The sequence below is a fragment of the Kitasatospora sp. NPDC059673 genome, from assembly GCF_042734215.1.
GTDB lineage: Bacteria > Actinomycetota > Actinomycetes > Streptomycetales > Streptomycetaceae > Kitasatospora.
In genome coordinates this window covers 41,224-58,295 of the sequence record NZ_JBHWEN010000037.1, presented here as the reverse complement: position 1 = coordinate 58,295, position 17,072 = coordinate 41,224, and the positions used below count along the sequence as shown (strand labels likewise).

Annotated in this window: 15 protein-coding genes; 9 read left to right on the top strand and 6 right to left on the bottom strand. The window is 72.6% G+C overall.

The window, feature by feature from the left end; translation table 11 throughout:
- Positions 1-36 precede the first annotated feature (36 nt).
- The 4 genes from ACFV18_RS30570 to ACFV18_RS30555 all read right to left on the bottom strand — a co-directional run bounded on the left by ACFV18_RS30570 (position 37) and on the right by ACFV18_RS30555 (position 3,859).
- On the bottom strand, positions 37-1,308 hold the full coding sequence (locus ACFV18_RS30570) for a multidrug effflux MFS transporter (RefSeq protein WP_380488524.1): 1,272 nt from the start codon (positions 1,306-1,308) through the stop codon (positions 37-39).
- A gap of 256 nt (positions 1,309-1,564) precedes the next feature.
- Positions 1,565-2,023: a hypothetical protein gene (locus tag ACFV18_RS30565; RefSeq protein ID WP_380488523.1), complete on the bottom strand. Its 459-nt coding sequence runs from the start codon at positions 2,021-2,023 to the stop codon at positions 1,565-1,567.
- Between the two features lie 239 nt (positions 2,024-2,262).
- Complete coding sequence (locus tag ACFV18_RS30560) at positions 2,263-2,619, bottom strand: hypothetical protein (protein ID WP_380488522.1); 357 nt, start codon at positions 2,617-2,619, stop codon at positions 2,263-2,265.
- 43 nt (positions 2,620-2,662) lie between these two features.
- Positions 2,663-3,859 carry an acyl-CoA dehydrogenase family protein gene (locus ACFV18_RS30555; RefSeq protein WP_380488521.1) on the bottom strand — a complete coding sequence of 399 codons (1,197 nt, stop codon included), beginning with the start codon at positions 3,857-3,859 and terminating at the stop codon, positions 2,663-2,665.
- 185 nt (positions 3,860-4,044) lie between these two features.
- On the opposite strand from ACFV18_RS30555, the gene ACFV18_RS30550 reads away from it, so the two are divergent.
- Positions 4,045-5,040 carry a chitinase gene (locus ACFV18_RS30550; RefSeq protein WP_380488519.1) on the top strand — a complete coding sequence of 332 codons (996 nt, stop codon included), beginning with the start codon at positions 4,045-4,047 and terminating at the stop codon, positions 5,038-5,040.
- A 111-nt stretch (positions 5,041-5,151) separates the two neighbouring features.
- Positions 5,152-6,561: a class II fumarate hydratase gene (locus ACFV18_RS30545; RefSeq protein WP_380488518.1), complete on the top strand. Its 1,410-nt coding sequence runs from the start codon at positions 5,152-5,154 to the stop codon at positions 6,559-6,561.
- Positions 6,562-6,578: 17 nt separating this feature from the next.
- Here ACFV18_RS30545 and ACFV18_RS30540 read toward each other — a convergent pair whose 3' ends face one another.
- Together ACFV18_RS30540 and ACFV18_RS30535 are read right to left on the bottom strand one after the other, a co-directional pair.
- Positions 6,579-8,222, bottom strand: coding sequence for a tetratricopeptide repeat protein (locus ACFV18_RS30540; RefSeq protein ID WP_380488516.1), 1,644 nt, complete (start codon positions 8,220-8,222; stop codon positions 6,579-6,581).
- A 197-nt stretch (positions 8,223-8,419) separates the two neighbouring features.
- Positions 8,420-8,869, bottom strand: a complete 450-nt coding sequence (locus ACFV18_RS30535; RefSeq protein WP_380488515.1) for an SPW repeat protein — start codon at positions 8,867-8,869, stop codon at positions 8,420-8,422.
- Between the two features lie 195 nt (positions 8,870-9,064).
- Between ACFV18_RS30535 and ACFV18_RS30530 the strand changes: the two genes are divergently transcribed.
- The 7 genes from ACFV18_RS30530 to ACFV18_RS30500 all read left to right on the top strand — a co-directional run bounded on the left by ACFV18_RS30530 (position 9,065) and on the right by ACFV18_RS30500 (position 17,016).
- Positions 9,065-10,381: a phosphoribosyltransferase family protein gene (locus ACFV18_RS30530; RefSeq protein WP_380488514.1), complete on the top strand. Its 1,317-nt coding sequence runs from the start codon at positions 9,065-9,067 to the stop codon at positions 10,379-10,381.
- Positions 10,382-10,514: 133 nt separating this feature from the next.
- Positions 10,515-11,726: a 4-hydroxyphenylpyruvate dioxygenase gene (gene hppD / locus ACFV18_RS30525; protein WP_380488513.1), complete on the top strand. Its 1,212-nt coding sequence runs from the start codon at positions 10,515-10,517 to the stop codon at positions 11,724-11,726.
- A 41-nt stretch (positions 11,727-11,767) separates the two neighbouring features.
- A complete protein-coding gene (locus ACFV18_RS30520) occupies positions 11,768-12,955 on the top strand; it encodes a homogentisate 1,2-dioxygenase (RefSeq protein WP_380488511.1) in 1,188 nt (395 codons plus the stop codon).
- On the top strand, positions 12,934-13,743 hold the full coding sequence (locus ACFV18_RS30515) for a hypothetical protein (RefSeq protein WP_380488509.1): 810 nt from the start codon (positions 12,934-12,936) through the stop codon (positions 13,741-13,743). The genes ACFV18_RS30520 and ACFV18_RS30515 overlap by 22 nt, the downstream gene beginning before the upstream one ends.
- The gene (gene fahA, locus ACFV18_RS30510; protein ID WP_380488507.1) at positions 13,740-14,954 is read left to right on the top strand and encodes a fumarylacetoacetase; all 1,215 of its coding nucleotides are present in this window, start codon (positions 13,740-13,742) and stop codon (positions 14,952-14,954) included. Before ACFV18_RS30515 ends, fahA begins: the two co-directional genes overlap by 4 nt.
- 149 nt (positions 14,955-15,103) lie before the next feature.
- Complete coding sequence (locus tag ACFV18_RS30505) at positions 15,104-16,144, top strand: enoyl-CoA hydratase/isomerase family protein (protein ID WP_380488506.1); 1,041 nt, start codon at positions 15,104-15,106, stop codon at positions 16,142-16,144.
- 95 nt (positions 16,145-16,239) lie between these two features.
- On the top strand, positions 16,240-17,016 hold the full coding sequence (locus tag ACFV18_RS30500; protein ID WP_380488505.1) for an enoyl-CoA hydratase: 777 nt from the start codon (positions 16,240-16,242) through the stop codon (positions 17,014-17,016).
- The last annotated feature ends 56 nt before the right edge of the window (positions 17,017-17,072 follow it).

Below are 17,072 nucleotides of genomic sequence, written 5' to 3'. Positions count from 1 at the left end.
CTGTTCGCCACCGGCCGGGCGCGGCCACTGTGTTGCTCAGCTCCTGCTGCGGTACAGCGGCAGGAACGACACCAGCGCCAGCAGCGAGCAGCCCAGCACGATCACGCCGAGGGCGGTCGCGGACGGGTGGCCGCCGGCGCTGCTGAGCGGGGCGACCAGCGAGCCGCACAGGAAGGTGCCGGTGCCGAGCAGCGCGGACGCCGAACCCGCCGCGTGCGGCGCCATGGTGAGGGCCTGCCCGTTGGCGTTCGGCATGATCACGCCCATCGAGCCCATCAGCACGGCGAGCGCCGGCCACACCCCGGCCAGGCCGGTGTCCCAGACGGTGGTGCACAGCACCACGGCCAGGCCGGCCGCCACGGCCACCGTCAGCCCCGAGACCAGCAGCACCGGCCCGGGGAAGCGCTGCACCAGCACCCGGCCGTTCAGCTGGGTGACGGCCAGCAGCACGATCGAGTTGACCGCGAACACCAGGCTGTAGGTCTGCGGGGAGATCCGGTACACGTCCTGCAGCACCACCGACGAACCGCCGACGTACGCGAACAGCGCGCCGAACGCGAAGGTGCTGGTGAGCAGGTAGCCGAGGAACGGGCGGTCGCCCAGCAGTCCGCCGATGGCGCGGACGGTGGTGCCGAGGCCGTCGCCGTGGCGGCGTTCGGGCGGCAGGGTCTCGCGGATGCCGAGCGCGGAGCCGACGGTGAGCAGCGCGCCGAGCACGGCCAGGGTGAGGAAGGTGCCGCGCCAGTCGGTGACATGGAGCAGCTGGGCGCCGGCGACGGGGGCGAGGATCGGGGCGAGACCGGAGATCAGTCCCATGGTGGCGAGGAAACGTATCATCGCGACGCCTTCGAGCCGGTCGCGGACGATCGCCCGGGCGATCACCAGCCCCGCGGAGCCCGCCGCGCCCTGGAGCGCGCGGCCGGCCACCAGCATCGGCATCGTGGTGGCCACGGCGCACATCACGCTTGCCGCGGTGTAGACGGCGAGTCCGGCCAGCAGCGGGCGGCGGCGGCCGATGCGGTCGCTGAGCGGGCCGAACAGCAGCTGGCCGGCGGCCATGCCGAGCAGCGAGCCGGTCAGGGTGAGCTGGGCGGCGGGCGCGGTGGAGTGCAGGTCGGCGGTCAGCTCGGGCAGCGCGGGCAGGTAGAGGTCGGTGGTGCTCGGCCCGAGCGCGGCGAGGCTGCCCAGGACGGCCACGGTGGCCGCCGCGAACGGGGCCTTGCTCGGTGCGCCGGAGACGGAGTCGGATCGGCCGGGGGCTACGGGGACGGTCTGGTCGCCGTCGGCATCGACGGTCGGGCCTGGCATGGTGCTCCTCGTGGTGTCAGGTATGCGCACCGTCCTATCGCATCCGCCCACCTGCCCGAAAGGCCGGACCCCGCCCGCTCAGCGCACGGATACGCCGCTGGGCCGGGCGCCGGGCCACCACCGCAGCGTCCTGCCGCATCCGCCCGGATCGCCCGGACGGGCGCTCCCTCAGCGCACCGGAACGCCGCTGGGCCTGGCGCTGGCCACCACCGCGGCGTCCTGCCGCATCCGCCCGGATCGCCCGGACGGGGCTCCCTCAGCGCACCGGAACGCTGCTGGGCCTGGCGCTGGCCACCACCGCGGCGTCCTGCCAGCCGTACAGCTGATCGCCGATTAGCGCGACGTCGTACAGGCCGCAGTGCGCGGTGGCGCGCTGCGGGGTGTCGCTCGGGAACCAGTGGGCCCGCAGGTGGACGCTGCCGATCGGGCGCCCCTCGGTGCACCCGGCGGGCAGCGTCCGGTCGGGCAGCGTGGCGCGGATCAGCCGGTCGGCGTCCTGGCTGTCCGCCAGGAACGCGATCCGCACGGCCGTGTCGGGCAGCCAGCTCGGCACCTGACTGCCCGCCGCCTTGGCGGCGGCGCCCGTCGGGTAACGCAGGGTCTGGTCCATCCGGTCCTGCGCCTTCTGTATCGCGGCGGGCGCGAGCATCACCACCAGCGCCGCAACAGCCGCTCCGCCCACCACCACCGCCGCCGCCCGCCGCACGCCGCCCATCCCTGCCCCACCCAATCCCGCCGTCCACCGTCCCCTCCATGGTGCCCCCGCCCCGACCCCCCGCCCATGCGCACCAGGTACCGCCCGGGATCGTCCCCCAGGCGGACACCCGACCCCCATCCCCCGACTTCCGGCGGAGACCACCCCACCCGAAAGGGGGAGCCAGGCCCTGCCTGCGGTGGGAACTTCCCGGCCCCTCGTGCATCCGGCCTCCCCGACGAGCCAGCCTTCGCCGGGGATCAGCGGAACTCGTGGACCACCTGGATCTCGCCCACCAGGTGCTGGTTGAACTCGGCCAACTCCTCGGCGGGGACCCACAGTTCGAGGATGGTCTCGCCGCCGGCCTGCTGTACGGGGTAGCGCTTGAGGAACTCGGTCTCGACCTCGAAGCGCGTCACGTACCCGGCGCCGGACGCCGGGACGTTCCAGTCCCGGGCGATCCGGATCGCGTAGTCCTCGTTCAGGACGGGGTAGAAGATCGGCTGCTCGGGCAGCCGCGGCGGCCAGGCGCGCCAGCCGGACGCGGCGACCAGGGCCAGTTCCTCGGGGCCGGTGGGGCGCCAGAGGGTGGTGGTCGGGAGCCGTTGCGTCGTCATGGCGCCACCGTAGGGGCCGCGCGGGTGCCCTGACCAGCGAATATCAGCGGTAGGCGGACTCGCCGGTGATGGCCTCGCCAAGGACCAGGGTGTGGATCTCGGAGGTGCCCTCGTAGGTGAGGACGGATTCGAGGTTGTTGGCGTGGCGCAGGACGGGGTAGGCGGTGGTGATGCCGTTGGCGCCGAGGATGGTGCGGGCGGTGCGGGCGATCTCCAGTGCGGTGCGGACGTTGTTGAGCTTGCCGAAGGAGATGTGCGCGGGCTGGGCGCGGCCCTCGTCCTTGAGGCGGCCGATCCGGACGGCGACCAGGTAGGCCTTCTCCAGTTCCAGGGCCATGTCGACGAGCTTTTGCTGGGTGAGCTGGAAGCCGCCGATGGGGCGGCCGAACTGTTCGCGGTCGCGGGCGTAGTCGACGGCGGCCCGGTAGCAGTCGCGGGCGGCGCCGACGGTGCCCCACAGGATGCCGTAGCGGGCCTCGCCGAGGGAGGACAGCGGGGCGCGCAGGCCGCGCGCGTGGGGCAGCATCGCCTCGGCGGGCAACCGGACGCCGTCGAAGGCGAGTTCGCTGGTGACGGAGGCGCGCAGGGAGAGCTTGCCGGGGATGTCGCGGGCGGTGAACCCGGGGGTTCCCTGCGGGACGAGGAAGCCGCGCACGCCGTCCTCGGTGGCGGCCCACACCACGGCGACGTCGGAGACCGAGCCGTTGGTGATCCACATCTTGGCGCCGTCGAGGATCCAGTCGCCGCCGTCGCGCCGGGCCCGGGTGCGCATCGCGGCCGGGTCGGAGCCGACCTCGGGTTCGGTCAGGGCGAAGCAGCCGACGGCCCGTCCGGCGGCCAGCTCCGGCAGCCAGCGCTGCTTCTGCTCCTCGGAGCCGTAGGCGTGGATGGAGCGCATGGCGAGCGAGCCCTGCACCGAGACGAAGCTGCGCAGTCCGGAGTCGGCGGCCTCCAGTTCCATGCAGGCGACGCCGTACTCGGTGGCGGTGGAGCCGGTGCAGCCGTAGCCGTCCAGGTGCATGCCGAGGACGCCGAGTTTGCCGAGTTCGGGGGCGATCTCGCGGACCGGGAAGGTGCCGCGTTCGAACCAGTCGGCGAGGTGCGGCCGGATCTGCCGGTCGGTGAAGGCGCGCACGGTGTCGCGGATCAACCGCTCGTCGTCGGTGAGCAGTTCGTCGACGCCGAGCAGGTCGAGCGGGTCGGGGCGGCCGGCGGTCTTCGCGGACGGCGTGGTGGACATGGGGCGGGCTCCTCGGAGGCTTGCGCGGAACGGGGCTACCGAGGAGTATGCCGCCCGTCCGGCCCGGAGTCTTGACGCGGACAGGGCGAACTGATTCCCTGTCAGATCAGGAAACTTTCCTAACAGTTGAGCGGTCGGACGACCCTCCGCCCGGCCGCGTCCACGACTCCCGGAACGGTGACCCCATGGCCAAGCCCACCCTCGCCCGTCCGCTGCTCGCCCTCGCCGCCACCACCGCCCTCTCGGCCGGCGCGCTCGCCCTGGCCCCGGCCGGGCAGGCCGCCTCCCCCGACCCGGTCGGCCTCAACGCCCCGTACGAGTACCTGGGCTGGGGCAGCCCGCAGAACCCGGTGCAGGTGATGCAGGCCACCGGCGCCACCCAGTTCACGCTGGCCTTCATGCTCTCCGACGGCGGCTGCAACCCGAAGTGGGACGGCTCCCGGGCGCTCACCGGCGGCAGCGACCAGAGCACCATCAACGCGATCCGCAGCGCTGGCGGCGACGTGCTGGTCTCCTTCGGCGGCTGGAGCGGCAACAAGCTGGGCGAGAAGTGCAGTTCGGCCTCCGCGCTGGCCGGCGCGTACCAGAAGGTGATCGACGCGTACCGGTTGAAGGCGATCGACATCGACATCGAGAACACCGAGGCCGCCAACGCGACGGTCCGCCAGCGGGTGATCAGCGCGCTGAAGACGGTCAAGACCAACAACCCGGGCCTGAAGGTGTACGTCACCTTCGGCACCACCCCCACCGGCCCGGACTCCACCGGCACCGACCTGATCAAGAAGGGCGCGGCGGCCGGCCTCGCGGTGGACGGCTGGACCGTCATGCCGTTCGACTTCGGCGGCCACAGCGGCGCGATGGGCACCGTCTCCACCCAGGCCGCCGACGGCCTGAAGAACGCGGTGGCCGCCGCCTACGGCTACGACTCGGCGACGGCGTACAAGCACATCGGGATCTCCTCGATGAACGGAAAGACCGACGAGTCCGACGAGACGGTCTCCACCGCCGACTTCACCACCATGCTGAACTACGCCAAGGCCCACCACCTGGCCCGGTTCACCTTCTGGGCGGTCAACCGCGACCGCCCGTGCCCGTCCGGCACCCCCGCGGGCGACACCTGCAGCGGCATCAGCCAGTCCGCGTACGCCTTCACCAAGATCATCGCCTCCTACCACGGCTGACGCCGCCTCGGCCCGCGCCACCGGGGGACGGCGCGGGCCGACACGCAGGTGGGACGGGGTGGGAATGCCCGGCGGCCGTGGAAGGCTGACGGGACCAGGAGGTGTCCCACCATGGCGGACAGCAAGAACGAGCAGGGCTGGCGGACCGAGCACGACTCGATGGGCGAGGTGCGGGTGCCGGCGACGGCCAAGTGGCAGGCGCAGACACAGCGCGCGGTCGAGAACTTCCCGGTGTCGGGCCAGCGCCTGGAGCGCGCCCACATCGCGGCGCTGGCCCGGATCAAGGCGGCGGCGGCGACGGTGAACGCGCGCCTGGGCGTGCTGGAGGAGCCGGTCGCGGCAGCGATCCGCTCCGCGGCCGAGGAGGTCGCGGAGGGCCGCTGGGACGGCGAGTTCCCGGTGGACGTGTTCCAGACCGGCTCCGGCACCTCGTCGAACATGAACGCCAATGAGGTGATCGCCACCCTCGCGGGCGAGCGCCTGGGCCGTCCCGTGCACCCGAACGACCAGGTCAACGCCTCACAGTCGTCGAACGACGTGTTCCCGTCCTCGATCCACATCGCGGCCACGGGGGCCGTGGTGCACGAGCTGATCCCGGCGCTGGAGCACCTCGCGGGGGCGCTGGAGGCGAAGGCCGGGGAGTTCGCCGAGGTGGTGAAGTCCGGCCGGACCCACCTGATGGACGCCACGCCCGTCACCCTCGGCCAGGAGTTCGGCGGCTACGCGGCGCAGGTCCGCCACGGCGTGGAGCGGCTGACGGCCACTCTGCCCCGGCTCGCCGAACTGCCGCTCGGCGGAACGGCGGTGGGCACCGGCATCAACACCCCGTCCGGGTTCTCCGCGGCGGTGATCGCCGAGGTCGCCCGGGCCACGGGGCTGCCGCTGACGGAGGCCCGCAACCACTTCGAGGCGCAGGGCGCGCGCGACGGCCTGGTCGAACTGAGCGGCCAGCTGCGCACGGTGGCCGTCGGCTTCACCAAGATCGCCAACGATCTGCGCTGGATGGGCTCCGGCCCGCGCACCGGCCTGGGCGAGATCAACCTGCCGGACCTGCAGCCGGGTTCCTCGATCATGCCGGGCAAGGTCAACCCGGTGCTGCCCGAGGTGGTGCTGATGGTCGCCGCGCAGGTGATCGGCAACGACACCACCGTCACGGTGGCCGGGGCGAGCGGCAACTTCGAGCTGAACGTGATGCTCCCGGTCATCGCCCGCAATGTCCTGGAGTCGGTGCGCCTGCTGGCGAACGCGGCCCGCCTGCTGGCCGACCGCACCATCGACGGCATCACCGCGAACGCGGAGCGCACCCGCGAGTACGCGGAGTCCTCCCCGTCGGTGGTGACCCCGCTCAACCGGTACATCGGCTACGAGGAGGCCGCGAAGGTCGCCAAGCAGTCCCTCGCGGAGCGCAAGACCATCCGCCAGGTGGTGGTCGAACGCGGCTACCTGGACCGCGGCCTGCTCACCGAGGCCCAGCTGGACGAGGCCCTCGACGTCCTGCGGATGACCCGCCCGAGCCAGTAGGGCCTGTCCGGGGCCGCTCAGTACCGCAGCCTCGCCTCTGCCATCTTCGCGATGTCCGCCGTCGCCGGGTCGCCGTGGCGGCGCAGGTACCAGGCCAACCAGTGCAGGGATTCGGCGAGTTGGGCGCGCTGGTGGCCCCGGGGCAGGTGGATCAGCTTGACCGCTTCGCGGACCAGGGGTGCGACGGGTTCGGTGTTTCGCAGCCGGGCCTCGCGGAGGGCGAGGTTGGTGAGGGCGTGCACCAGGCCGGTGAGGTGCTCGGGGCCGGCGAAGGGCAGGGAACGGTAGCGGGCGACGGATCGGCGGGAGGCGTCGCGGGACGCGCGGTGCCGTTTGCGGTCGGCGTACCGGATGCTCAAGTTGTTGAGCATCCGGGCGAGTTCACGGTTCTCCCGCTCCCCGCCGGTCCGCTCCGCGACCTGTTCCTGGAGCTCCACCGCCTCCCGGGTGGCGGCCAGCGCCGCCCGGTGGCGGCCGAGTACGGAGAGCCGGTTGCCGAGTGTGTCGAGGCTCTCGGCCAGCAGCGGAGCCACCGGCGCGCCGCGCTGCGCGAGCTCCGCCCGGTGCAGCCGGACGGACTCCTCCAGGACGCCGATCGCCTCCGCCGGGCGGCCGTCCCAGCCGAGCGCCAGGCCGAGGTCGTGCAGCACGGCGGCCAGCGTCGGCCGCGTCCGGGCGTCGGCGGCGGGCAGTTGCCGGGCCAGCGCGAGTGCCTGCTGGAACGCCGTCACCGCGCCCGCCGGGTCGCCGCGGTTCGCCAGCGCGTGCCCGCGCTTCGTCAACTCGGCGATTCTCATCCACTGTTCGCGTGACGGTTCGGGCGCTTCCCGTCGCAGTCGCCCGTCGGGGCCGACGCGGTAGCCCCGCTCGCGCAGGGTCGCGTCCAGTTCGGCGACCAGTTCCGGGTTGTGCCGGACGGCCCGGCGGTGGGTGTCGGCGAGTTCTTCCAGCACCGGCTCCCGTTCGTGGTGGCGGCCGGTGTGCTCCAGCTCCTGGACCAGGCTGGCCAGCGCCACCCAGTACGCGACCCGGTCCGGGCCCCGGCCGCCGCCCGCTGCCCGGTATCCCGCGACGGCTTCCTGGGCGACGTCCACGGCTTCCTGGTGGCGGCCGGCCTCGCCGAGGGCGATGCCCAGGTCGGCGAGGGCGGAGGCGAGTTCGAGGTCCTGCTGCCGGCCGGGGTGGCGGGTGGCGAGTCGTCGGCGCAGGGCCACGGCTTCCCGGACGGTGTCGACGGCCTCGGTGCGGGCGCCCGTCCCGGCGAGCTGGTTGGCCAGGTTCTCCAGGGCGGCGGCGGTCGGCGGCCCGAACACCCGGAGGTCGTCGTCGGCCAGCTCCCGGTAGTGGGTGAGCGCTTCGCGGGCGAGCGGCAGCGCGCGGGCGCGTTCGCCGCGGTGGCCGAGGGCGAGCGACTGCCGGTACAGCGCGGCCGCCAGTGCGGGCAGGTACTCGGGGCGGACGCCCACCAACTGCCGTGCGGCGGATACGCATTCGGCCAGGGCGGCATCCACTTCGTCCGCCCGCGCCCGGTTGCCCAGCAGCGGGCCGCACCACCAGTGCAGCGCTTCGACCAGGGCGGGCAGCGCCGCGTCCCCGCTCTGCCGGACCTGTTGCCGGGCCGCCACCACGGCCGCCCACAGCTGCTGTTCCCGTACGGTCACTCCGGCCCTCCCCCGTGGTTCCACAGCGTGGCTGCCCGGTCGGCGCCCGCGTCATGCCGCCCGGCCCCGGGCTGTGACCGTTCCCCGACCTGCCGTTCACCTTCCGTCCACCGCGCGGCGCTGCCGGACCCCGTCCCGGCGCCGGACATGGGTCCGCCCCGGCGGCGGGGCCGGGGCGGAAGGAGGTCACGCGACGATCAGGGGCGTCGTCGCGCCGCGCCGGAAGCTCCGGCGAACACCATTCCGACCGCGGCCAGGGCCAGCAGCGTCATGATGCCGCCCGTGATCGTGTTGGTCAGGATGGTCCGGCGGATGTGCGCTCCGCCGTTGACGGCCCAGGGCGCGATGATCGTCCACACGCCGATGACCGCGCAGGCCCAGGCGCGTGCGTGCGTGCGGCCCCATGCCGGGCCGTAGCCCGCCATCAGGACGGTGTAGGCGATACCGAGCACCAGGTTGCTGATGGCCAGGCCTGTGAAGCCGCTGAAGCCGACCACCCATGGCGAGATGGCGAGGAACAGACCGGCGCAGATCGCCAGTGCCTCCGTCCCCTGCCCTGCGGTCGTGGATGTCGCCCGTTCGGCGTGTTCACGCATCTCCAGGATGTCCGGATGATGCTCCATGCCCGACGGCAGCTGGGTAGACACCTGGATCACCTCCTCGTAGTCAGGCCAATGCGAAACCACTTGGTCGCTACCCGGTCTGAGGGGAAACTAACGCTATCGGACGGTTAATACTTATTTTTTTCTTATCACCCGTTCTGTCCCGTTCCGGGGCCCCGCTGTTCCGACCTCTCCGCTCCCACCCCACGCGCGTACGGTGGAGAACGGAGAGGTTCCCTCATGCACTTCACCGACCGGACCGATGCGGGACGCCGACTCGCCGCCGCGCTCACCGACACCCCCGCCAAGGCCGCCGAGGCGCGGGACGCCGTCGTGGTGGCCCTGCCCCGGGGCGGGGTGCCGGTGGCGGTGGAGGTGGCGGCGGCCCTGGGGGCGCCGCTGGACGTGTGCGTGATCCGCAAGGTGGGGGTGCCGGAGCAGCCGGAGCTGGCGATGGGCGCGGTCGGCGAGGACGGCGCCCGGGTGGTGAACCAGACCGTGGTGGACATGGCCGGCGTCACCCCCGAGCAGTTCGCGGCGGTGGAGGCCCGTGAGCGCGCCGAGCTGGCCCGCCGCGCCGCCGCCTACCGGGAGGGCCGCCCGCCGGTGCCGCTCACCGGGCGCACGGTGCTGGTGGTGGACGACGGGGTGGCGACGGGTTCGACGGCGCTGGCGGCCTGCCGGCTGGTGCGGGCCCGCGGCGCGGCGCGGGTGGTGCTGGCGGTGCCGGTCGCCCCGTACGACTGGACGTCCCGGCTGGCCGGCGCGGCGGACGCGTTCGTCGCGGTGCACACCCCGTCCCGGTTCCTGGCCGTCGGCGAGTTCTACCAGGACTTCCGGCAGACCACGGACGAGGAGGTGCTGGCCGCGCTCGAACAGGCGAACCGGCCGCGCCGCCCGGCGGTGGCCACCCACGAACTGGCCTTCCCGACCGGCCCGGCGGTCATCGCGGTGCCCGAACACCCCATCGGCGTCGTGCTGTTCGCGCACGGCAGCGGCTCCGGCCGGGGCAGCCCGCGCAACCGGAAGGTCGCCGAACGGCTGCACCGGGAAGGCCTGGCCACCGTGCTGTTCGACCTGCTGTCGCCGCACGAGGCCGAGGACCGCTGGAAGGTGTTCGACCCGGGTCTGCTGGGCGGCCGCCTGGCCGAGGCGACCCGCACGGTGCGCCGCCACCCGCCGCTGGCGGGCCTGCCGTTCGGCTACTTCGGGGCGAGCACCGGCGCGGCCGCGGCACTGTGGGCGGCGGCCGACCCGGACACCGCGCCGGGCGCGATCGTCTCCCGCGGCGGCCGCCCGGACCTGGCCGAGGCCCGGCTGCCGATGGTGACCGCGCCGACGCTGCTGATCGTGGGCGGCGCGGACGGGGAGGTGGTGGAGTTGAACCGGCAGGCCCGCTCCGAACTGCGCTGCGAGAGCGCGCTGAAGATCATCCCCGGTGCGGGCCACCTGTTCGAGGAGCCGGGGGCACTGGAGGCGGTCGCCGACCTGGCCGCGCAGTGGTTCGCCGGACACCTCACCGCGCGTCAACCTGGAGGCGATCGGGCCGGGCACTGAGCAATCCGCCCAGTGCGACCGGCCCCGAGCTGCTCATCTTGTACACATTGAGCAGCCGGAATCGGACCTGTTGCCCACCTCACCGAGCTGGAGGAAGCTCCTCGCAACCGACTCGACGTGGAGGAATGCACCGATGACCGCCGACGCCGCTGTTGAACTGACTCCCGAGGAGCTGGAGGCCGGACTGACGGCCGAGCAGCTGCGCACTCTGGTGGGCCTGGTCGAGTACGACGCCTCGACCGACCCGTTCCCGGTGACCGCCCAGGACGCGGTCGTCTTCGTGGTCGGCAACGCCACCCAGACGGCGCAGTTCTACCAGGCCGTGTTCGGCATGGAACTGGTCGCGTACTCGGGCCCGGAGACCGGCCGCCGCGACCGCAAGGCCTTCGTGCTGCGCTCCGGCTCCTGCCGGTTCGTGATCAAGGGCGGCGTGCTGCCGGACAGCCCGCTGCTGGACCACCACCGCCGCCACGGCGACGGCGTGGTCGACCTCGCGATGGAGGTCCCGGACGTGGACAAGTGCATCGAGCACGCCCGCGCCCAGGGCGCCACCATCCTGGAGGAGCCGAACGACGTCTCCGACGAGCACGGCACCGTCCGCCGCGCCGCGATCGCCGCGTACGGCGAGACCCGGCACACCCTGATCGACCGCTCCCGCTACAGCGGCCCGTACCTGCCGGGCTACATCGCCAAGGAGTCCACCGTGGTCCGCCCCGAGGGCGCGCCGAAGCGGCTCTTCCAGGCGCTGGACCACGCGGTGGGCAACGTCGAGCTCGGCAAGATGGACGAGTGGGTGTCGTTCTACAACCGGGTGATGGGCTTCGTGAACATGGCGGAGTTCGTCGGCGACGACATCGCCACCGACTACTCGGCGCTGATGTCGAAGGTGGTCGCCAGCGGCAACCACCGGGTGAAGTTCCCGCTGAACGAGCCCGCGATCGCGAAGAAGAAGTCGCAGATCGACGAGTACCTGGAGTTCTACACCGGCCCGGGCTGCCAGCACATGGCGCTGGCCACCAACGACATCCTCACCACCGTCGACGTGCTGCGTTCGCGCGGCGTGGAGTTCCTGCACACCCCGGACTCGTACTACGACGACCCGGAGCTGCGCGAGCGGATCGGCAAGGTCCGCGTCCCGATCGAGGAGCTGAAGTCGCGCGGCATCCTGGTGGACCGCGACGAGGACGGTTACCTGCTGCAGATCTTCACCAAGCCGATCGGCGACCGGCCGACCGTGTTCTACGAGTTCATCGAGCGGCATGGTTCGCTGGGCTTCGGCAAGGGCAACTTCAAGGCGCTCTTCGAGGCGATCGAGCGCGAGCAGGACCGGCGCGGCAACCTCTGACGGACAGCCGGCAACCAGGGCGACGAGGGAGAAGCGGGACGATGGCGTACTACCGGCAGCTGGGCTCGGTGCCGCCCAAGCGGCACACCCAGCACCGCACCCCCGAAGGGGGCCTCTACTACGAGGAGTTGATGGGCGAGGAGGGGTTCTTCTCGGACTCCTCGCTGCTGTACCACCGGCACATCCCGTCGGCGGTGACGGCCGCCTCGGTGTGGGAGCTGCCCGACCAGTCCACCACCGCGAACCTCCCGCTGCTCCCCCGTCACCTGAAGCTGCACGAGCTGTTCCCCGGCCAGGAGTGGAAGTCGGCGGACGTCGTCACCGGCCGCCGGCTGGTGCTCGGCAACGCGGACGTGCGGATCTCCTACGTCGCGGCCGGCGCGCCCAGCGAGCTGTACCGCAACGGGCTGGGCGACGAGTGCGTGTACCTCGAGTCGGGGACCGCCGTACTGGAGACGGTCTTCGGCACCCTGACGGTCGGCCAGGGCGACTATGTGATCATCCCCCGGGCCACCACGCACCGCTGGGTGCCGACCGGGGACGAGCCGCTGCGCGCCTACTGCATCGAGGCGAACAGTCACATCACCCCGGCCCGCCGCTACCTCTCCAAGTACGGGCAGCTGCTGGAGCACGCCCCGTACTGCGAGCGCGACCTGCGCGGCCCCGAGGGCCCGCTGCTGGTCGAGGGCGGCGAGGTGGACGTCCTGGTCAAGCACCGCGGCCCGGGCGGCGTGGTCGGCACCCGCTACACCGTGCCCGACCACCCGTTCGACGTGGTGGGCTGGGACGGCTGCCTGTACCCGTACGCCTTCAACATCTCGGACTTCGAGCCGATCACCGGCCGGGTGCACCAGCCGCCACCGGCCCACCAGGTGTTCGAGGGCAACAACTTCGTGATCTGCAACTTCGTGCCGCGCAAGGTGGACTACCACCCGCTGTCGATCCCCGTGCCGTACTACCACGCGAACGTGGACAGCGACGAGGTGATGTTCTACTGCGGCGGCAACTACGAAGCCCGCAGGGGCTCCGGCATCGGACAGGGGTCGATCTCGCTGCACCCCGGCGGCCACACCCACGGTCCGCAGCCGGGCGCGTACGAGCGCTCGATCGGCGTGGAGTTCTTCGACGAGCTGGCGGTGATGGTGGACACCTTCCGCCCGCTGGAGCTCGGCGAGGCCGCCACCGCCAGCGAGGACCCGAACTACGCATGGACCTGGGCGAAGCGATGAACGTACCCGAGCTGTACCGGGGGCTGTTCGACGACGCGGCGGTCTTCCCGCCCGGCGACCTGCCGCTGGCCGAGGCCGTCCCCGCGCACCGGGCGCACCGCGCCGCCCCGTACGCGACGGCGGTCGGCCCGCTGCTCGCGCCGATCGACAAGCTGGCCGAACTCGCGCCGCTGGCACCGGAGTTCCCGATCGTGGTGACGGTGCCGACCGGCCGGCTGGCGGAGGCGGTGAAGGCCGCGGCGGGCCTGCCGCTGGCGGCCGTGGAGTACGTGGCCGGCGAGGACGTGCGGGCGGCGGTGGCGGAACTGGACGCGCTGCTGCCGGACGGCGTCGGCGCGGCCGTCGAGGTGCCGCGTTCGGATTCGCTGCATGCGCTGGACGCCCTGGCCGGCACCCGCTACCGCGCCAAGTACCGTACCGGCGGCCTGAGTTTCGCGGCGTTCCCGAGCGTCGCGGAGCTCGCCGCCTTCCAGGTGGCCTGCGCGGAACGCGAGTTGCCGTACAAGTGCACGGCCGGCCTGCACCACGCGGTGCGGCACACCGACCTGGGCACCGGCTACGAGCACCACGGCTTCCTCAACGTCCTGCTGGCGGCCGGGAGTTCGAGCCGGGAACAGGCCACCGAGCTGCTCGCCGAGCGTGACGGGGCCCGGCTGGCGACCGCCGTGCAGTCACTGACGGAGCACCAGATCGCGCGGATCCGTTCCGCGTTCACCGCCTTCGGCACCTGTAGCATCGCCGAGCCGTTGGAAGACCTCGCCCGACTCGGCCTCCTGGAGAACTCTTGACCACCACCACCTGGCTCGATCTGCCCGCGGACTCGCCGTTCGGCGTGCACAACCTGCCCTACGGCGTGTTCACCGCCCCCGACCGGCCCGGCCGGCGGATCGGCGTCCGGATCGGCGAGCGGGTGCTGGACGCCGGCGCGGCCGCCCGAGCGGTCGGCAGCCCGTCCGAGCTGCTGGCCGCCGAGACGCTCAACCCGCTGATGGCGGCGGGCCGTTCGACCTGGCAGGCGGTGCGCGCCGCGCTCACCGAGTGGCTCACCGACGACGCCCACCGCGCCGCCGTCGAGCCCTGCCTGCTCGACCTGGCGGACGTCGAGCTGCACCTGCCGTTCGAGGTCGCCGACTACGTCGACTTCTACGCCTCCGAGCACCACGCCACCAACCTGGGCAAGATCTTCCGTCCGGGTTCGGAGCCGCTCACCCCCAACTGGAAGCACCTGCCGATCGGTTACCACGGCCGCTCCGGCACCATCGTGGTCTCCGGCACCCCGGTGACCCGACCGCACGGTCAGCGCAAGGCCCCCACGGACGCCACACCCTCGTTCGGGCCGAGCCGCCGCCTCGACATCGAGGCCGAGGTCGCCTTCGTCGTCGGCACGCCCAGCGCCATGGGCACGCCGGTGGCGCTCGCCGACTTCGCCGAGCACGTCTTCGGCGTCTGCCTGCTCAACGACTGGTCGGCGCGCGACATCCAGGCCTGGGAGTACGTGCCGCTCGGCCCGTTCCTCGGCAAGTCCTTCGCCACCTCGGTCTCCCCCTGGGTAGTGCCGCTGGAGGCCCTGCAGCACGCCCGGGTCTCCCCGCCGGCCCGCGACGTGGAGCCGCTGCCCTACCTCGACGACCGGGACGCCGAGCCCTGGGGCCTGGACCTGGCGATCGAGGTCGCGCTCAACGGCCGCACCGTCTCCCGCCCGCCGTTCGCCACCATGTACTGGACCGCCGCCCAGCAGCTGGCCCACCTCACCGCGAACGGCGCCAGCCTGCGCACCGGCGACCTGTACGCCTCCGGCACGGTCTCCGGCCCCGAGCCGGACACCCGCGGCGCGCTCATCGAACTGACCTGGAACGGCGAGCACCCGCTCAAGTTCCCCGACGGCACCGAGCGCACCTTCCTGGAGGACGGCGACGAGGTGTCCATCAGCGCCACCGCCCCCGGCCCGGGGGGGCTGCGGGTCGGCTTCGGCGAGGTCACCGGGCAGATCGTCGGCTGATCTGCCCCACCTGGGCTGCGGGTGCGTCAACGGCGCGCCCGCAGCTCGCCGCTGTTCGCCGCTGTTCGGGTGAGATTCCGCCCGTCCTGCCCGGCCCGGTACCGTGCAGGAAAGATCGTCGTACTTTCCGGGACGGAGCGGTGGCAGCAATGACGACGGACACCCCGCAGGACGTGCTGATCGACCGGATCGGCCGCACCGGCCGGATCACCCTCAACCGCCCACGCGCCCTCAACTCGCTGACCCACGGCATGCTGGAGACCGTCCGCGCCGCACTCGACGCCTGGGCCACGGACGACCGGGTGGCGGCCGTGGTGCTCACCGGCGCCGGCGAACGCGGACTGTGCGCCGGGGCCGACATCCGGGCCATCCACGACGACGCCAGGCTCGGCGGCGCCGGCGGCCGGGCGTTCTTCCGCGTCGAGTACCCCCTCAACGAACTGATCTCCCGCTACCCCAAGCCGTACCTCGCACTGATGGACGGCATCACCATGGGCGGCGGCGTCGGCCTGTCCGCGCACGCCGCGATCCGGATCGTCACCGAACGCTCCGCCGTCGCCATGCCCGAAACCCGCATCGGCCTCGTCCCCGACGTCGGCGGCAGCCGCCTGCTCGCCCTCGCCCCCGGCGAACTCGGCACCCACCTCGGCCTCACCGCCGCCACCATGACCGCGGGCGACGCGCTGTACTGCGGTTTCGCCGACCACTTCCTCCCGTCCTCCGCACTGCCCGCGCTGCTCTCCGCGGACGACCCCGTCGCCGCTGTTGCCGCGCTCGCCGAGGCCGCCCCCGCCTCCGAACTCGCCGAGCAGCGCGAGTGGATCGACCACTGCTACGCGGCCGACAGCATCGAGGAGATCCTGGAGCGTCTCCGGGCCACCGGCCTCCCCGAGGCCAAGGAAGCCGCCGAGCAGCTGCTCGCCAAGTCCCCCACCATGCTCAAGGTCACCCTCGCCGCCCTGCGCCGGGCCCGCATCCTGCCCTCCCTGGCCGCCACCCTCGACCAGGAGTACCGGATCTCCTGCGCCGCCCTCACCCACCACGACCTGGTCGAAGGCATCCGCGCCCAGGTCGTCGACAAGGACCGCAACCCGCGCTGGAGCCCGGCCACCCTCGCCGAAGTCACCGCGGCCGACGTCGCACGCTTCTTCACCACCCCCGAGGGCGGCGACCTGCGTTTGCCGAGGTGACCATCGTCTCGCCTGTCGAGACTGGCATCCGGGGCGACGTTCCGAGATCGTATCCACCGTCAGTGTTCCGCTCAGCGTGGAGAGGATTAGCGGCGATGACCGAGTACGAGACGATCCTGGTGGACCGCAAGGGCCGGGTCGGCATCATCACCCTCAACCGCCCCAAGGCGCTCAACGCGCTCAACACCCAGCTGATGACCGAGGTGGTGGCGGCGGCCAAGTCCTTCGACCGCGACCCGGAAATCGGCGCCATGGTGATCACCGGCTCCGAGAAGGCCTTCGCGGCGGGCGCCGACATCAAGGAGATGCAGGACAACCGTTTCCCCGACGTCTACCTCGACGACTGGCTCGGCCCCTGGGACGAACTCGGCCGCCTCCGCAAGCCCGTCATCGCCGCCGTCGCCGGCTACGCCCTCGGCGGCGGCTGCGAGCTGGCGATGCTCTGCGACATCCTGATCGCCGCCGACACCGCGAAGTTCGGCCAGCCCGAGATCAAGCTCGGCGTCATCCCCGGCATCGGCGGCTCCCAGCGCCTCACCCGCGCCGTCGGCAAGGCCAAGGCCATGGACCTCTGCCTCACCGGCCGCATGATGGACGCCGAGGAGGCGGAGCGCGCCGGCCTGGTCTCCCGCATCGTCCCCGCCGACCAGCTCCTCCCCGAGGCCCACGCGGTCGCCGAGACGGTCGCCGCGATGTCCCTCCCCGCCGCCGTCATGATGAAGGAATCCGTCAACCGCGCCTTCGAAACCACCCTCGCCGAGGGCGTCCGCTTCGAACGCCGCCTCTTCCACGCCGCCTTCGCCACCGCCGACCAGAAGGAAGGCATGTCCGCCTTCGCCGAGAAGCGCCCGGCCTCCTTCACCAACAAGTAGGCCCAGCAGGGACGTTGAGGATCACGCTCCGCCCCGACGGCATTGCCGCTGCGGGG